The sequence below is a fragment of the Bradyrhizobium sp. LeoA1Lang genome, assembly GCF_055413685.1.
Genome location: NZ_JBVAPG010000177.1, coordinates 1 through 15,160 on the forward strand (window position 1 = coordinate 1; position 15,160 = coordinate 15,160).

Annotated in this window: 11 protein-coding genes and 2 pseudogenes; 5 read left to right on the plus strand and 8 right to left on the minus strand. The window is 63.8% G+C overall.

The window, feature by feature from the left end:
• Positions 1-198: pseudogene (locus ACZYOF_RS36340) on the plus strand (hypothetical protein); the annotation flags it as partial.
• A 143-nt stretch (positions 199-341) separates the two neighbouring features.
• The gene (locus ACZYOF_RS36345; RefSeq protein WP_463718775.1) at positions 342-2,456 is read left to right on the plus strand and encodes a S9 family peptidase; all 2,115 of its coding nucleotides are present in this window, start codon (positions 342-344) and stop codon (positions 2,454-2,456) included.
• Between the two features lie 331 nt (positions 2,457-2,787).
• Here the strand turns inward: ACZYOF_RS36345 and ACZYOF_RS36350 are convergent, their stop codons facing one another.
• The 6 genes from ACZYOF_RS36350 to ACZYOF_RS36375 form a co-directional block, all read right to left on the minus strand.
• Complete coding sequence (locus tag ACZYOF_RS36350; protein WP_463718776.1) at positions 2,788-4,230, minus strand: aldehyde dehydrogenase family protein; 1,443 nt, start codon at positions 4,228-4,230, stop codon at positions 2,788-2,790.
• A gap of 102 nt (positions 4,231-4,332) precedes the next feature.
• On the minus strand, positions 4,333-5,052 hold the full coding sequence (locus ACZYOF_RS36355) for a ribonuclease activity regulator RraA (RefSeq protein WP_463718777.1): 720 nt from the start codon (positions 5,050-5,052) through the stop codon (positions 4,333-4,335).
• 107 nt (positions 5,053-5,159) lie between these two features.
• Positions 5,160-6,899 (minus strand): L-arabinonate dehydratase, encoded by a 1,740-nt coding sequence (gene araD / locus ACZYOF_RS36360; protein WP_463718778.1) that lies wholly within the window; start codon positions 6,897-6,899, stop codon positions 5,160-5,162.
• Positions 6,896-7,759, minus strand: coding sequence for an ABC transporter permease (locus ACZYOF_RS36365; RefSeq protein ID WP_463718779.1), 864 nt, complete (start codon positions 7,757-7,759; stop codon positions 6,896-6,898). Before ACZYOF_RS36365 ends, araD begins: the two co-directional genes overlap by 4 nt.
• A gap of 11 nt (positions 7,760-7,770) precedes the next feature.
• Positions 7,771-8,535 (minus strand): ABC transporter ATP-binding protein, encoded by a 765-nt coding sequence (locus ACZYOF_RS36370; protein ID WP_463718780.1) that lies wholly within the window; start codon positions 8,533-8,535, stop codon positions 7,771-7,773.
• A 4-nt stretch (positions 8,536-8,539) separates the two neighbouring features.
• Complete coding sequence (locus ACZYOF_RS36375; RefSeq protein WP_463718784.1) at positions 8,540-9,547, minus strand: ABC transporter substrate-binding protein; 1,008 nt, start codon at positions 9,545-9,547, stop codon at positions 8,540-8,542.
• 112 nt (positions 9,548-9,659) lie between these two features.
• On the opposite strand from ACZYOF_RS36375, the gene ACZYOF_RS36380 reads away from it, so the two are divergent.
• Together ACZYOF_RS36380 and ACZYOF_RS36385 are read left to right on the plus strand one after the other, a co-directional pair.
• On the plus strand, positions 9,660-10,376 hold the full coding sequence (locus ACZYOF_RS36380) for a GntR family transcriptional regulator (RefSeq protein WP_463718781.1): 717 nt from the start codon (positions 9,660-9,662) through the stop codon (positions 10,374-10,376).
• Positions 10,377-10,563: 187 nt separating this feature from the next.
• Positions 10,564-13,686, plus strand: coding sequence for a PAS domain S-box protein (locus ACZYOF_RS36385; RefSeq protein ID WP_463718782.1), 3,123 nt, complete (start codon positions 10,564-10,566; stop codon positions 13,684-13,686).
• A gap of 179 nt (positions 13,687-13,865) precedes the next feature.
• On the opposite strand, the gene ACZYOF_RS36390 is transcribed toward ACZYOF_RS36385, so the two are convergent.
• Positions 13,866-14,513, minus strand: a complete 648-nt coding sequence (locus tag ACZYOF_RS36390; RefSeq protein ID WP_394565995.1) for a response regulator transcription factor — start codon at positions 14,511-14,513, stop codon at positions 13,866-13,868.
• Between the two features lie 150 nt (positions 14,514-14,663).
• On the opposite strand from ACZYOF_RS36390, the gene ACZYOF_RS36395 reads away from it, so the two are divergent.
• Entirely contained in the window at positions 14,664-14,975 is a 312-nt protein-coding gene (locus ACZYOF_RS36395; protein ID WP_463718783.1) for a hypothetical protein, read from the plus strand.
• Between the two features lie 78 nt (positions 14,976-15,053).
• Here the strand turns inward: ACZYOF_RS36395 and ACZYOF_RS36400 are convergent.
• Positions 15,054-15,160, minus strand: a pseudogene (locus ACZYOF_RS36400) (IS5/IS1182 family transposase); the annotation flags it as partial.

Here is a 15,160-nt window from a genome sequence, read left to right on the forward strand (position 1 = left end):
CATGCCAGAAATGCGATCGGCGCCTTCATCGAAGAGGTGTACAATCGTCAACGGCTGCACTCGGCTCTGGCTTACCAGCCGCCAGCCGAGTTCGAAGCAAATTTACCAGGTTGCGGGGCTGCTGCGCCGCAGCCCCGCAACCTGGCCCTAACCCATCAACCCGCCCTGCCGCCTCAAGCGCCGGGCTCCTGTCCCTGATTATCCTGTCTCACTACAGGGGTGCAGTTCAAGCGACGGTCCCGGGTTGCGCTGCGCTCCACCCGGGCTACGGTTCGCGCATCTGGCAATCCTCGCCTGCGTCCCGATATAAGGCATAGCCTTTGAAACGGAACGAGGACCGAGTGGACCAATCCGCCACCAAGAAACCTGCCCACCCCGCGCCCGTCGCGCCGCGCCGGCCGCATTCCTTCACGCGGCACGGCATCACCGTATCGGACGATTATGCCTGGCTGAAGGACCCGAAATGGCAGGAGGTGCTGCGCGATCCCTCGATCCTTGATCCTGACATCCGCAACTGTCTCGAAGCCGAGAACGCCTATGCCGAGAGCCTGCTTGGCCACACCGCACCCTTGCAGAAGAAGCTGGTCGCGGAGATGCGCGGGCGGATCAAGGAAGACGATTCCAGCGTGCCCTCGCCCGACGGTCCCTTCGCCTATTTCCGCAAATTCCGCGAGGGCGGGCAGCACGAGATGTTCGGCCGCATGCCGCGCGACGGCGGCGAGGCGCATGTCGTGCTCGACGGCGATGAGTTGGCGAAGGGCCGCGACTATTTCAGGTTCGGCGGCAGCCGGCATTCGCCCGACCACAGGCTGCATGCCTGGAGCGCCGACACCAAAGGCTCGGAATATTTTTCGATCCGCGTACGCGACTGGGCAACCGGCGCCGATCTCGACGACATCGTCGAGGAGACCGATGGCGGCGTGGTGTGGAGCGCGGACGCGAAGAGCTTCTTCTACGTCAAGCTCGACGACAACCATCGCCCGATGCAGGTCTGGCGTCATCGGCTCGGCACCAGGCAGGCCGACGACGTGCTGGTCTATGAAGAGCAGGATTCCGGATGGTTCACCCATCTGCACGAGAGCGCGAGCGGACGCTTCTGCGTGATCGCGGGCGGCGATCATGAGACCTCCGAACAGCGGCTGATCGATCTCAGAAATCCGGAGGCGCCGCCGCGGCTGATCGCCGAGCGCGAAGAGGGCGTGCAATATTCGATCGCCGACCGCGGCGACGAGCTGTTCATCCTCACCAATGCCGATGGGGCGATCGACTTCAAGGTGGTGACGGCGCCGCTTGGCTCGCCCGAGCGCAAGAACTGGCGCGACCTGATCCCGCATCGCGAAGGCATCTACATCATCGACCTCGAGCTTTTCTCCGGCCACATGGTGCGGCTCGAGCGTGCCAATGCGCTGCCGGCGATCGTGATCCGCGATCTCGCCACCAACGAGGAGCATGCGATCGCCTTCGACGAGGCCGCCTATTCGCTCGACACCATGGGATCCTACGAATTCGAGACGACGAACCTGCGCTTCTCCTATTCGTCGATGACGACGCCGTCGGAAGTCTACGACTACGACATGACGAAGCGGACACGGGTGTTGCGCAAGCGCCAGGAGATCCCCTCCGGCCACGACCCGGCCGACTACGTCACCACGCGCATCATGGCGACCTCGCATGATGGCGCAGAGGTGCCGGTCTCGATCCTGCACCGCAAGGATTTTGTCCGCGACGGCTCGGCGCCGCTCCTGCTCTACGGCTACGGCTCCTACGGCATGGCGATGCCGGCCTCCTTCAGCACCAACCGCCTGTCGCTGGTCGACCGCGGCTTCGTCTATGCGATCGCGCATATCCGCGGCGGCGCCGACAAGGGCTGGGGCTGGTATCTCGACGGCAAGCGCGAGAAGAAGACCAACAGCTTTGATGATTTCGCGGCCTCTGCCCGCGCGCTGTGTGAGGCAAAGTACACGAGCACAAAACGCATCGTCGGCCATGGCGGCTCGGCCGGCGGGATGCTGATGGGAGCGGTCGCGAACCGCGCCGGCGAATTGTTCGGCGGCATTGTCGCCGAAGTGCCCTTCGTCGACGTGCTCAACACCATGCTCGACGACACGCTGCCGCTGACGCCGCCGGAATGGCCGGAATGGGGCAACCCGATCGAGAGCGAGAAGGACTTTCGCACCATCCTGTCCTATTCGCCCTACGACAATGTCGCGGCGAAGGATTATCCCGCGATCCTCGCCATGGGCGGATTGACCGATCCCCGCGTCACCTATTGGGAGCCGGCGAAATGGATCGCGCGATTGCGCGCCACCATGACCGGCGGCGGGCCGGTACTTCTCCGCACCAACATGGGCGCGGGCCACGGCGGCGCATCGGGCCGCTTCAACCGTCTCGATGAAATCGCGATCGTCTACGCCTTCGCGCTGTGGGCGGTGGGGATGGCGGACGCGGTGGCGTAGATATCGTAGTGGACGTGGTAATGTAGGGTGGGCAAAGCGAAGCGTGCCCACCTTCTCTTGCACCGAGCGTGGACGGTGGGCACGCTTCGCTTTGCCCACCCTACGGGCCTGAGATGAGCCCCGCTCTCTCCCCACGTCGTCCCGGGCTTGACCCGGGACCCATAACCACCGAACTCCGTTGTTGACCTCAGTGGCAACTCCGGATCTTCGTTGCCACAACTGCCTGTGGTTATGGGTCCCGGATCTGCGTTCGCTGCGCTCACTTGTCCGGGACGACGACCGTGAGGAGGGCCGATACCGCGCTACACGCCCGAATGCGACGACGCTGTCCTTACGGATTCGTATAGGCGGTCTTCACGGTCGTGTAGAACTCGGCCGCGTATTTGCCCTGCTCGCGCGGACCATAGCTCGAGCCTTTTCGGCCACCGAACGGGACGTGATAGTCGACGCCGGCGATCGGCAGGTTGACCATGACCATGCCCGCCTCGGCGTTGCGCTTGAAGTCGCTGGCGTATTTCAGACTGGTGGTGCAGATGCCGGCCGATAAACCGAACTCCGTATCGTTTGCGGTCGCCAGCGCCTCGGCGTAGTCATTGACGCGAATGACGCCCGCGACCGGTCCGAAGATCTCCTCGCGCGCGATCCGCATCTTGTTGGTCACCTCGGTGAACAGCGCCGGCTGCAGATAGAAGCCGGGCGCATCACGCTTCAACCGTTCGCCGCCGAACACCAGCTTCGCGCCCTCGTCCTTGCCGATCGAGAGATATTTCAGGTCCTGATCGAGCTGGTTCTGGTCGACGACCGGGCCGATGTCAGTGCCGGCCTTCAATGCGTCGTCGACCTTGAGGCCGCCCAGACGCTCGGTGAGCGCGGCGACGAACTTGTCATGAATGCCCTTGGTAACGATGAGCCGCGAGGCCGCCGTGCAGCGCTGGCCGGTGGAGAAGAATGCGCTGTTGACGGCACATTCGACCGCGACCTTCAGGTCGGCGTCGTCGAGAATGACCAGCGGATTCTTGCCGCCCATCTCGAGCTGGAACTTCTTCATCGGCCGCGATGCCACGCAGGCCGCCGCGACCTTCTGGCCCGTCGCCACCGATCCGGTGAAGCTGATCGCGGCGACATCGGGATGTTCGAGCAGCGCGGCGCCGACCTCGGAGCCACGACCGATCACGAGATTGAGCACGCCTTTGGGCAGGCCGGCACGCTGCAGGATATCGACCAGCGCCCAGGTCGATCCCGGCACCAGGTCAGCCGGCTTGATCACGACCGTGTTGCCATAGGCGAGCGCGGGCGCGATCTTCCAGGCCGGAATCGCGATCGGGAAATTCCAGGGCGTGATCAGGCCGACCACGCCCAGGGCCTCGCGGGTGATCTCGACGTCGATGCCGGGCCGCACCGAGGAAAGCTTCTCGCCGGCCATGCGCAGGCACTCGCCGGCGAAGAACGCGAAAATCTGTCCCGCGCGCGCGGCCTCGCCGATGCCCTCCGGCAGGGTCTTGCCCTCCTCGCGCGACAGCAAGCGGCCCAGTTCATCCTTGCGCGCCAGGATTTCATCTGACGCCTTCTTGAGGATGTCGTAGCGGACCTGCGGCGTCGCACGCGACCATGCTGGGAATGCCGCCTTGGCGGCGGCGACCGCGGCATCAAGCTGGGCGCGGGTGCCGCGCACGGCCTCGCCGACGATGTCGCTGGTATCGGATGGATTGACGTTGGGCGAACGTGCGCCGTCCGACATCCATTCGCCGTCGATCAGATTCTTGAACATCAGCATGGCTTTCCTCCGTCTTGATCGGGCTTGGTGCCAAAGATCGGTTTAAGAGTTCGAGCACGACTCGGAAACGTTTGGGCCGAGTTCATGCTCGAACAACGAAATCTAGCGTCCGTTCCTTTTCCGCCACGCCGCGAAATCGGTCAATGTCTGCGGATCGGTGGCGGGATAGAGGCCGAAGATGCCGCGGCCGTTGCGGACCTCCTCGGCGACGAAATCCTCGAATGCGGTCATCTCGAAGGTTTCCTCGGCGATCTCATCGGCCAGATGCGCGGGGATGACGATGACGCCGTCGCTGTCACCCAGGATCACGTCGCCGGGAAACACCGGCGCGTCGCCGCATCCGATCGGAACGTTGATCTCGATCGCCTGATGCAGCGTCAAATTGGTCGGCGCGCTCGGACGGTGATGATAGGCGGGAAAGCCGAGATTGGCGATCTCAGCGGAATCGCGAAAGCCACCGTCGGAGACGACGCCGGCGACACCGCGCTTCATCAGGCGCGTCACCAGGATGGCGCCGGCAGAGGCAGCGCGCGCATCCTTGCGGCTGTCCATCACCAGCACCGCGCCGGGCGGACAATCCTCGATCGCCTTGCGCTGTGGATGTGAACGGTCGCGGAACACGTCGAGCTTGTTGAGGTCCTCGCGCGCCGGCATGTAGCGCAGCGTGAAGGCTTCGCCGACCATGGTCGGCTGGTCCGGACTCAAGGGATGGACGTCCTGGATGCACTGGATGCGGAAGCCACGCTTGTACAGCGCGGTGGCGACGGTGGCCGTGGAGACGGTTTTCAGCTTGTTGCGGGTGGCGTCGCTGAGTTTGGACATGTCTGCTCGCTTTCTGGTTCGTCATTCCGGGGCGGTCGCGACAGCGAGCGAACCCGGAATCTCGAGGTTCCGGGTTCGCGCTTCGCGCGCCCCGGAACGACATGGAGTTAGTAGATCGATGGCTCGTCGACCGGCTTACCAAAACCGGTCTCCAGAAAATCGAAATCGCAGCCTTCGTTGGCCTGCTTGATGTAGCGTGAGAACATCCAGCCATAGCCGCGCTCGTAGCGGCGCTCCGGCGGCTTCCAGGCGGCGCGGCGACGTTCGAGCTCTTGCTCCGGCACATCGAGGGTGATGCTGCGGGCGGCGACGTCAAGCGTGATGCGGTCGCCATTCTGCACCAGCGCGAGCGGGCCGCCGATGTAGGCTTCGGGCGCGACATGCAGGATGCAGGCGCCGTAGCTGGTGCCGCTCATGCGCGCGTCCGAAATCCGCACCATGTCGCGCACGCCCTGCTTCACGAGTTTTGTGGGGATTGGCAGCATGCCCCATTCCGGCATGCCCGGCCCGCCCTGCGGCCCCGCATTGCGCAGGATCAGCACATGGTCGGCGGTGACGTCGAGGTTGGGATCATCGACCGCCTTCTTCATCGAAGGGTAATCGTCGAACACCAGCGCCGGGCCGGAATGCTTCAGGAAGCGCGGATCGCAGGCGCTGGGCTTGATCACGCAGCCGTCGGGGGCGAGATTGCCCTTGAGCACCGCGAGCGCACCCTCCTTGTAGATCGGGTTCGCGACGCTGCGGATGACATCGTCATTATAGACTTCGGCGCGGGCGATATTCTCCCCCAGCGTCCTGCCGGTCACGGTCAGGCAGTCGAGATGCAGATGATCCTTGATCCGGCTCATCAGCGCCGGCAGCCCGCCGGCATAGAAGAAATCCTCCATCAGATAGAGATCGCCGCTCGGGCGGACATTGGCGATGACAGGCACCTCGCGGCTCGCCTTCTCGAAATCGTCGAGGGAGATGTCCTGGCCGGCGCGGCGGGCCTGGGCGATCAGATGGATGATCGCATTGGTCGAGCAGCCCATCGCCATCGCGACCGTGATCGCGTTCTCGAACGCTTTCCGCGTCTGGATCTGTTGCGGGGTCAGATCCTCCCAGACCATCTCGACGATGCGGCGGCCGCACTCGGAGGCCATGCGGATGTGACCGGCATCCGCCGCTGGGATCGAGGAGGCGCCCGGCAGCGTCATGCCGACGGATTCGGCGATCGCGGTCATGGTGGAGGCCGTGCCCATGGTCATGCAGGTGCCGTAGCTGCGGGCGATGCCGGCTTCCATGTCGACCCAGTCATCATCGGAAATCTTGCCGGCACGCCGCTCATCCCAATATTTCCAGGCGTCCGATCCCGAACCCAGCGTGCGACCCTTCCAGTTGCCGCGCAGCATCGGGCCGGCCGGCAGATAGATCGTGGGCAGGTTCATGGAGGTGGCGGCGAGCAACAGCGCCGGCGTGGTCTTGTCGCAGCCGCCCATCAGCACGACGCCATCGACCGGATGGCCGCGCAGCAGTTCTTCCGCGTCCATCGCCAGCATGTTGCGATAGAGCATGGTGGTCGGCTTCAGGAACGATTCCGACAGCGACAGCGCCGGCAGTTCCATCGGAAAGCCGCCCGCCATCAGCACGCCGCGCTTGACGTCATCGACGCGGCTCTTGAAATGCATGTGACAGGGCTGGGCGTCCGACCAGGTGTTGATGATCGCGATCACCGGCCGGTCCTTCCACTCCTCCGGCGCATAACCCATCTGCATGGCGCGCGAACGGTGGCCGAAGGCCCTGAGATCATCGGGGGCGAACCAGCGCGCGCTGCGGAGTTGGTCGGGCCGCTTCCTCTTGTCGCTCATGTCTGGGTGCCCCACTTCTGGACTGTGTTCCGCTCGATGGTGCGGAAGATCAGGTTTTCGACGATCAGGCCGATGATGATCACCGTCAACAATCCGGCGAACACGGCGGGAATGTCGAGCAGGTTGCGGTTCTCAAAGATGTACCAGCCGAGGCCCCCCTGTCCCGACGACACTCCGAACACCAGTTCGGCGGCGATCAACGTGCGCCAGGCAAAGGCCCAACCGATCTTCAGCCCGGTCAGGATCGAACTGAAAGCCGCCGGGATCAGGATGCGCGCCACATAGGGTAGTCCACGCAGGCCATAATTGCGGCCGACCATGCGCAGCGTGTTGGAGACGCTCTTGAAACCCGCATGGGTGTTGAGCGCCACCGGCCAGAGAACGGAATGAATCAGCACGAACACAAGACTGCCATTGCCAAGTCCGAACCAGATCAGTGCAAGCGGCAAGAGCGCGATCGCCGGCAACGGGTTGAACATCGCCGTGACCGTCTCGAGGAAATCCGTGCCGATGCGAGTCGAGATCGCGAGGATGGTCAAGATCGAGGCCAGGGCGATGCCGGCGGAATAACCCATAAACAGTACTTTTAGCGACGCCCATGCCCGCATCGGGATGGTGCCGTCGCGCACCTTCTCGAACATGGTGATGACGGTGTCATGGAAGGTCGGGAACAGCAGGGGATTGTCGAGCAACAGACCGTAAGCTTCCCAGGCTGCCGCCAGGAAGACAATGATGAGCCCCTTGCGCACAAATCCGTCGTTCCAGAGCAGCTCCCACACACTCAGCTTGCGCTCGACCTCGCTTGCGGCCGGCGCGGCCACTGCGTTGCCCTCGCGCAGCAGGATGGTTGCCTCTCTCATCGCGCCCCTCCTCAGTGTGCGGTTGCCGCCTCGGCGAACAGCAGATCGTGTATCTGCTTCTCCAGCCGTGCAGCGCTGCCGTCTTCGCTGGAGACGCGGTCGACGTCAGCGACCTCGGCCTTCACCCGCCCCGGATGCGGCGACAGCAGCAGGATGCGGTTGCCGATCTTGATAGCTTCCGCGATTGAATGGGTGACGAACAGCACGGTGAACTTGGTCTCAGACCAGAGCAGCAGCAATTCGTCCTGGCAAGTCCGTCGCGTCAGCGCATCCAGCGCCGCGAACGGCTCGTCCATCAGCAGAATGTCCGGCTCCATCGCCATGCCGCGCGCGATCGCGACGCGCTGCTTCATGCCGCCGGACAGCGTATGCGGATAGTTATCGACCACGCGAGTCAGCCCGACCTTCTCGATATAGGCCCGCGCCTTCGCTTCGGCTTGCTTGCGAGGCAGCCGCCGCGCGGTCAGGAGCGGAAACATCACATTCTCCAGCACGGTTTTCCACGGCAGGAGTTGATCGAACTCCTGAAAGATCATCATCCGATCGGCGCCTGGCTCGACGATCTCGCGGCCGTCAATCCGCATCTTGCCCTCGCTGGGCTGCAAGTACCCGCCGACCGCCTTCAGCAGCGTGGATTTGCCGCAGCCGGACGGCCCGAGCAGCACGAAGCGATCGGAGCGATCGACCGTGAATGAGACGCGTTCGGTCGCTGTGATGACCGCGTTCGACGTCTTGTAGCGCAGCGTTACGTCGGAGACGTCAAGGAGCGGCGCCATGGGATCAACTGCCCTTCAAGTCATGCGCGACCGGCAGGTAATAGTCGGTCCACGCCTTGGGCTGCGTCTTCAGCGTGCCCGTCCTGAAGAGATGGTTGGCGAATTTCATGGTGCCCTGCGGCTCCAGATTCCACTCCATCATGCCGGGTTCCTTCAGCCAGGCCAGCAGATCTTCAACTGACGTCTTGTCGCCAGTGATCTCCTTGTAGATTTCGACCGCGAGCTTGGGATCGCTTCGGATCAGGTCGTGCGCTTCCTTGGTCGCCAGCCGCACGGCCTGGATGATTTTAGGATTGGCGTCGGCGAATTTCGTCGTGGTGAAGAATTGCGCCTGGCTAAGCGGGCCGCCCATCACGTCAGGCGAGTTCAGCACGACATGCGCGCCCGGCACATTCTTCATCTCAAGGAAGGTAAAGGGAGGGATCGAGAAATGACTGCGTACCTCATGCTGCGGATTGGACATTGCTGCATAGGCATCGGGGTGGCCGAGCTGCACGGTGTTGGAATCGAGCTTCGACCATTGATCCGAGCCGAACAACTCGCCTGCCGCAATCTGTAGCACGATGGCCTGCGTCGAGATCTTCACGGTCGGCACCGCGATTTTATCGTTCGGCCCAAAATCCTTCAGCGACTTGATGTTGGGATCGCGGCTGATCAGCATCATCGGCTGCGCAGAAGTGGCGACAATGCCTTTCACGCCGCCGCGGGTACGATCCCATAGCAGCAAGAGATTGCCGGTGCCGGTATTGAGGATGTCGACGCCGCCCGCAAGCAGCGCATCGGTCTGCGCGCCGCCGCTGGAGAACGTCAGCCATTTGGTGGTGACGCCGGGCACGCCAAGCGCCGCGGCATGTTTCTCGATCAGCTTCTGCTTCTCGATAATGTGGCTCGGAATATAGAAGATACCCGGCTGCCGCGACAGGGCGATTTCCGTCTTTTGCTGCGCCAGTGCCGCCGGTCCGTGCAGCAGACCAACCGCCACGGCGGCGCCCGCAAGCGTCCGCCACATCATCCTGTTCATTACGCGTTTCCTCTGAGGGTTGCGGATTGACCACCCCGGGGAGATGCACTAATGTATTAGTGCATCGTTGGCAAGCCTCTCGCCGGGCGTAACGGCAATTCAAATGGATCAACCCGTAATCGGCCAGCGTCGTGTCCCGCGATCGAGCGGGCTGCTCGACCGCGACCGTCAGGCGGCGCCGCAGGTGTTTGAGCGCCTGCGCGGCATGATCATCGCGCTGGAACTGCCGCCGGGCTCACCGCTGTCGCGCGCCGCACTGGCCGAACAGTTCGGGGTGTCCTCGACGCCCATCCGCGACGCGCTGAAGCGGCTCGAGGAGGAAGGTCTCGTCGAGGTGTTCCCGCAATATGCGACGGTCGTCAGCCGGATCGACCTGCGCCGCGCGCAGCAGGCACATTTCCTGCGCCAGGCGCTCGAGCTGGAGATCGTGCGCGTGCTGGCGCTGAAACCGGACGAGGCGCTCGTCGCCCAGCTCAACTCCACCATCGCGCGGCAACAGCAGTTTGCAAAGGCGGGCGCCTTCGAGAAATTCATGGCCGCCGACAACGAGTTCCACGCGCAGCTATACGAGGCCGCCGACAAGCAAGAGCTCTGGACCCTCATGCGCAGCCGCAGCGGACATATCGACCGGTTGCGCCGGCTGCATCTGCCCTCGCCCGGCAAGGCGCAGGATATCGTCCGCCATCACAAGCTGATCGCCAAGGCTATCGCCGGCGGTGAGCCGGAGGAAGCGCAAAAACATCTGCGAACCCATTTGTCGGGAACGCTGAGCGAGCTCGTGCAGATCCGCGCGCGGCATCCGCACTATTTCAACGACTGATGCGCGGCGCGTAGGCGTCGAACTGATTTTTCTTCGAATTGTCATCCCGCTTTGGCTCTTTGTATGAGCATGATCTTTTTCGGGAAACCGATTTCCACTTTTCCGGATCATGCTCTAGCATCAGTCGCCCGAGCCGGGATGACACCCCGTCGCTTGGTCCGGACAGAGGAAGGCCGCGACCGCACAGATGACGCTCACAACCAGACTCGCCGTCGCCATGATTGCGCTGGTTGCGATCGCAGTGGGCGCGGTCGCATGGCTGAGCTATCGCAACCTGGAACAGGCATTCGTGCCGCGCGTGCTCGACCGGATCGAGACCCATTCGCGCTTTGTGGCCGGCGACCTGACTTCCTATGCCGACAGCGCGCGCGCCGACATCGTGATCTTTCGCGATTTTGCCGCGGTGATCGGGATGATGCGGGCCCGTCTCAACGACGGGACGGATCCGGTCGATCATGTCAGCGAGGCGCTGTGGCGGGAGCGGCTGGAAAACCGCCTGGCCGCGCAGCTCGCGATCAAGCCGGCTTACGCGCGGCTGCGTTATATCGGCGTTGCCGATGGCGGGCATGAAATCGTCCGCGCCGACCGTTCGGGGCCGGACGGCGCCGTTCGCGCCGTGCCGGAGGCAGAGCTGCCGCGCGCCGGTGACGCGTCCTATTTCCGCGACACGCTCGCACTTGGTGTCGGCGGAATCTATGTCTCGCCGGTCGACTTGGACAAGGATGCCGGCGCGGCGCAGCCGGCGCCGATCCTGCGGGTGGCGACGACGGTGCCGGCGACCGACGGCAAGCCGTTCGGGATCATCCTGATCGAGATCGACATGCGGGGCGAGTTGGACCGCGTGCGGAGTTCGGTACGGCCCGGCGAAGCGGCCTATGTGGTCGACGGCCGGGGCAACTACCTCGTCCATTCCGACCGCACCCGTGAATTCGGCGCGCAGACAGGAGCCGATTGGCGGCGCGACTTTCCCTATCTGGCGTCGGCGCCGGGCACCACGCAGGCCTTCTCGCGCATGGTCGAAGGTGCGGGGGGACGGCCCAACGGCGTGGCGCTGGCGCCCGCGCTGCTCGTCGACAATCAATGGATCGCGGTGATCGAGACGGTTCCGAACGCCGTGTTCATGGCGCCGGCGGCGACGATCCGCAACAGTTCGATCGTCGTCGGCCTGCTAGCCGTGCTGGCCGCGGCGGGACTGGCGATCCTGATCGCGAGGTCGCTGATGCGGCCGATCCGGCAATTGACGGCGGCGATCGAGAGCGTCGCACAGAAGGGCACGGACGCCATTCCGGTCGACGCGCCGGGCGAGACCGGCGTGCTGGCGCGCGCCTTCGTGCGCGTGATCAATGAGGTGAACGCCAAGACGGTTGCGCTCGAGCGCGAGGTGGTCGAACATTTGCGGACCGAAGCCGCGCGGGACCGCCTCGCCGGGCGCGAGCGCCTGTTCAGCGCCGCGGTCGAATCCGCCAACGACGCCGTCATCACGCACTCGCTGGATGGCATCGTCACCGGCTGGAACCCGGCCGCGGAGCGGCTGTTCGGCTATACCGCGACTGAGGCGGTGGGCCGGCACATCTCGCTGATCGTGCCGCCCGACCGCACCGCAGAGACAGACGACGTGGTACGCCGGATCGGCTGGGGCGAAACGATCGCGAACAACGAGACCGTGCGCCTGCGCAAGGACGGCACGCCGGTCGAGGTCTCGCTCTCGATCTCGCCGATCAAGTCGGCATCCGGCGCCATCATCGGCATCTGCAAGACCGCGCGCGACATGACCGAAAGCCGCAAGGCGCAGGAGAATTTGCGCGAGAGCGAACAACTGGCGCGCGGCATCATCAACAGCGCGCTCGACGCCTTCGTGCAGATCGATCAGAAGGGCGTCATCCGCTACTGGAATCCGCAAGCCGCAAGCCTGTTCGGATGGCCTCACGAGGAGGCGCTCGGGAAGAACGTATTCGAGCTGCTCGGGCGGCCGGACGGCCCGCTCAGGGCGGCGCTGGGGGCCTTCCTGCAATCAGGCGGCGTACAGTTGCAACAGCCGCGCCGCGAGGTGCTGGCACGGCGGCGCGACGGCACGGAGTTCACCGCGGAACTGAGCATCGCCGCGCTGAAGACCCGCGACGGTTTCGTGTTCAACGGCTTCGTCCGCGACCTCACCGACAAGATCGCCGCCGAGGAGCGCATGAGGCAGGCGGAGAAGATGGAGGCCGTCGGCCAGCTCACCGGCGGCATCGCGCATGACTTCAACAACATCCTCACCGTCATCACCGGCACGATCGAGATCCTGGCCGACGCGGTGAAGAACGAGCCGCAGCTTGCCGCGATCACCAAGATGATCGACGAGGCGGCCGGGCGCGGCGCCGAGCTCACCCAGCATCTCCTTGCATTCGCCCGCAAGCAGCCGCTCGACCCACGCGAGATCGACGTCAACCTCCTGATCGTCGAGACCACCAAGCTGTTGCAGCGAACGCTCGGCGAGCATGTCGAGATTGAATCGATCTTCGAGGACGAGACCTGCCTTGCGGTCGTCGACCCCAACCAGCTCGTCACCGCAATCCTCAACCTCGCGCTCAACGCCCGCGATGCGATGTCCAATGGCGGCAAGCTCGTGCTCGAGACCGGCACCGTCTTCCTCGACGAAACCTACGCGAAACTGCAGGGCGACGTCCGGCCGGGGCGCTATGCCATGATCGCGGTGAGCGACACCGGCACCGGAATCCCCTCCGACATCATTGACAAGGTGTTCAACCCGTTCTTCACCTCGAAGGGTCCCGGCAAGGGCACCGGGCTCGGCCTGAGCATGGTCTACGGCTTCATCAAGCAGTCAGCGGGGCACATCAAGATCTACAGCGAGGAAGGCCACGGCACCACGGTCAAGATGTACCTGCCGCCTGCGGCCCGCGCGACGGCCTCGATCGAGCCGACGTTCGCGGCCAGGCTCGAGGGCGGAAACGAGACCATCCTCGTCGTCGAGGACGACAAGCTGGTGCGCGACTATGTGCTGACGCAATTGCACTCGCTCGGCTATGTCACGCTGGCTGCCGCAAACGCCGCAGACGCGCTCGCCATCGCCCGCGCCGACCGGCCGTTCGACCTCTTGTTCACCGACGTGATCATGCCCGGCATGAACGGCCGCCAGCTCGCGGAAGAGATCCACAAGCTGAAGCCCGACGTGAAGGTGCTGTTCACCTCGGGCTACACCGAGAATGCCATCATCCATCACGGCCGGCTGGACGAAGGCGTGCTCTTGCTGGCGAAGCCCTATCGCAAGTCGGACATGGCGATCATGATCCGCAAGGCGCTCAGCGTATAGGGACGCCAGCTCAAATGCGAAAGATATTGCAATATCTCACAGCAAATAACGCTGTCGTCCCGGGCTTGACCCGGGACCCATAACCACAGGCATATGTGATGTAAAACGCTGTGGCCGCCCGTTCGCGCCGCAACCAACATTTGTGGTTATGGGTCCCGGCTCGAGGCCGGGACGACGAATTAGGCCGAGCGCTGCTGTTGCTGCTGCGCGGTCATCACGATGCGGACGAGGTCGGCGGCATTCCTGGCGCCGAGCTTCTTCATGATGTTGGCGCGATGGTCTTCGATCGTGCGCGGGCTGATGCCGAGGTGACGTCCCGCTTCCTTGTTGGAAGCGCCCGCGGTGAATTGTTCCAGCACCTCGCGCTCACGCCGCGTCAATGGCTCGCGTCCCGGAAAATGCAGCGTTGATATCCGCGATGCGGAACTGTCGGCCTGGCGCCGCGTATAGGCGCCGATCGCCTCGTCGAGGCGGGCGACGATTTCGCTGCCGCGGAACGGCTTCTCGATGAAGTCGAGGGCGCCGTTCTTGATGGCGCTGACGGCCATCGCGATGTCGCCCTGTCCCGAGATCATGAAGATCGGCGCCGGATAATCCTCGCCGTGCAGTTCCCTTAGAATATCGAGGCCGGATTTGCCGGGGATGTGCACGTCGAGCAGGATGCAGGCCGGCGTCCTGGTTCGCGCGACCGACAACAGCGCGGCGCCGTCGGCAAAACAGATCACCTGATAGCCGGCTGCGGACAGGACCATCGAAAGCGTGTCGCGGACGGCGGGATCGTCGTCGACTACGAAAATCTCCCCGCGGGAGGGGGCACTCTCAGCCATAGGTCATTCGTCCCTGAGTGGTGAAACCTGCAAACCGAACAATGGCTCCAATCGACATCGCACCGAACTGGCCCGTATTTGTACGGGACGACGGCTTAACGCACAAGTAGCACCGGGGTCCCTAAAGATAGGCCACCGTGGAGAACGCGCATGCAGAAAGCTGCAAAAAGCAATATCATTATCGAGGCCGTCGATGGAAACGACGCCTATCAATCAATCGTCTCGGACCTGATGTGCCTGATCGGGCAGGTGCAGGCGAGCCTGTTGCGGATTGAGAGCGCGATCGCCTGTGAAACCTTGCCTGCTTCCACTGACGCCGCCGACACCGACATTATCGTGCTTGATGACGTCACGCCCCGCTACGCCAAAGCGGGGGCAGTGCTGAAGGCATGCGACGCCGGCCTTGGCGCGGCCCTCGAGTTCCTGCTCGAGGCCAAGGCGATGGAGCACCGCCTGAACTAGAGATTCTTGTTTTGACGCGTTTTCTTCACGCGAACCGGTGTCCACCTCGCTCGAAAACGCTCTAGGTCGCGTGGACAGTTATCTTAGCCAGAGCAGAGTTGCGGCGATAGCGACGACAGCGAAGTAATTTCGTGCGGTTTTTTCGTAGCGCGTAGCAACGCGCCTGAAACGCTTCAGTTTCGAGA

Bases quoted from the DNA above. Each gene is read 5' to 3' on its own strand.
- ACZYOF_RS36350 (WP_463718776.1), bottom strand. From the start codon at position 4,230: ATGCTGATGTTCAAGAATCTGATCGACGGCGAATGGATGTCGGACGGC.
- ACZYOF_RS36355 (WP_463718777.1), bottom strand. From the start codon at position 5,052: ATGTCCAAACTCAGCGACGCCACCCGCAACAAGCTGAAAACCGTCTCC.
- araD (WP_463718778.1), bottom strand. From the start codon at position 6,899: ATGAGCGACAAGAGGAAGCGGCCCGACCAACTCCGCAGCGCGCGCTGG.
- ACZYOF_RS36365 (WP_463718779.1), bottom strand. From the start codon at position 7,759: ATGAGAGAGGCAACCATCCTGCTGCGCGAGGGCAACGCAGTGGCCGCG.
- ACZYOF_RS36370 (WP_463718780.1), bottom strand. From the start codon at position 8,535: ATGGCGCCGCTCCTTGACGTCTCCGACGTAACGCTGCGCTACAAGACG.
- ACZYOF_RS36375 (WP_463718784.1), bottom strand. From the start codon at position 9,547: ATGATGTGGCGGACGCTTGCGGGCGCCGCCGTGGCGGTTGGTCTGCTG.
- ACZYOF_RS36380 (WP_463718781.1), top strand. From the start codon at position 9,660: ATGGATCAACCCGTAATCGGCCAGCGTCGTGTCCCGCGATCGAGCGGG.
- ACZYOF_RS36385 (WP_463718782.1), top strand. From the start codon at position 10,564: ATGACGCTCACAACCAGACTCGCCGTCGCCATGATTGCGCTGGTTGCG.
- ACZYOF_RS36390 (WP_394565995.1), bottom strand. From the start codon at position 14,513: ATGGCTGAGAGTGCCCCCTCCCGCGGGGAGATTTTCGTAGTCGACGAC.
- ACZYOF_RS36395 (WP_463718783.1), top strand. From the start codon at position 14,664: ATGCAGAAAGCTGCAAAAAGCAATATCATTATCGAGGCCGTCGATGGA.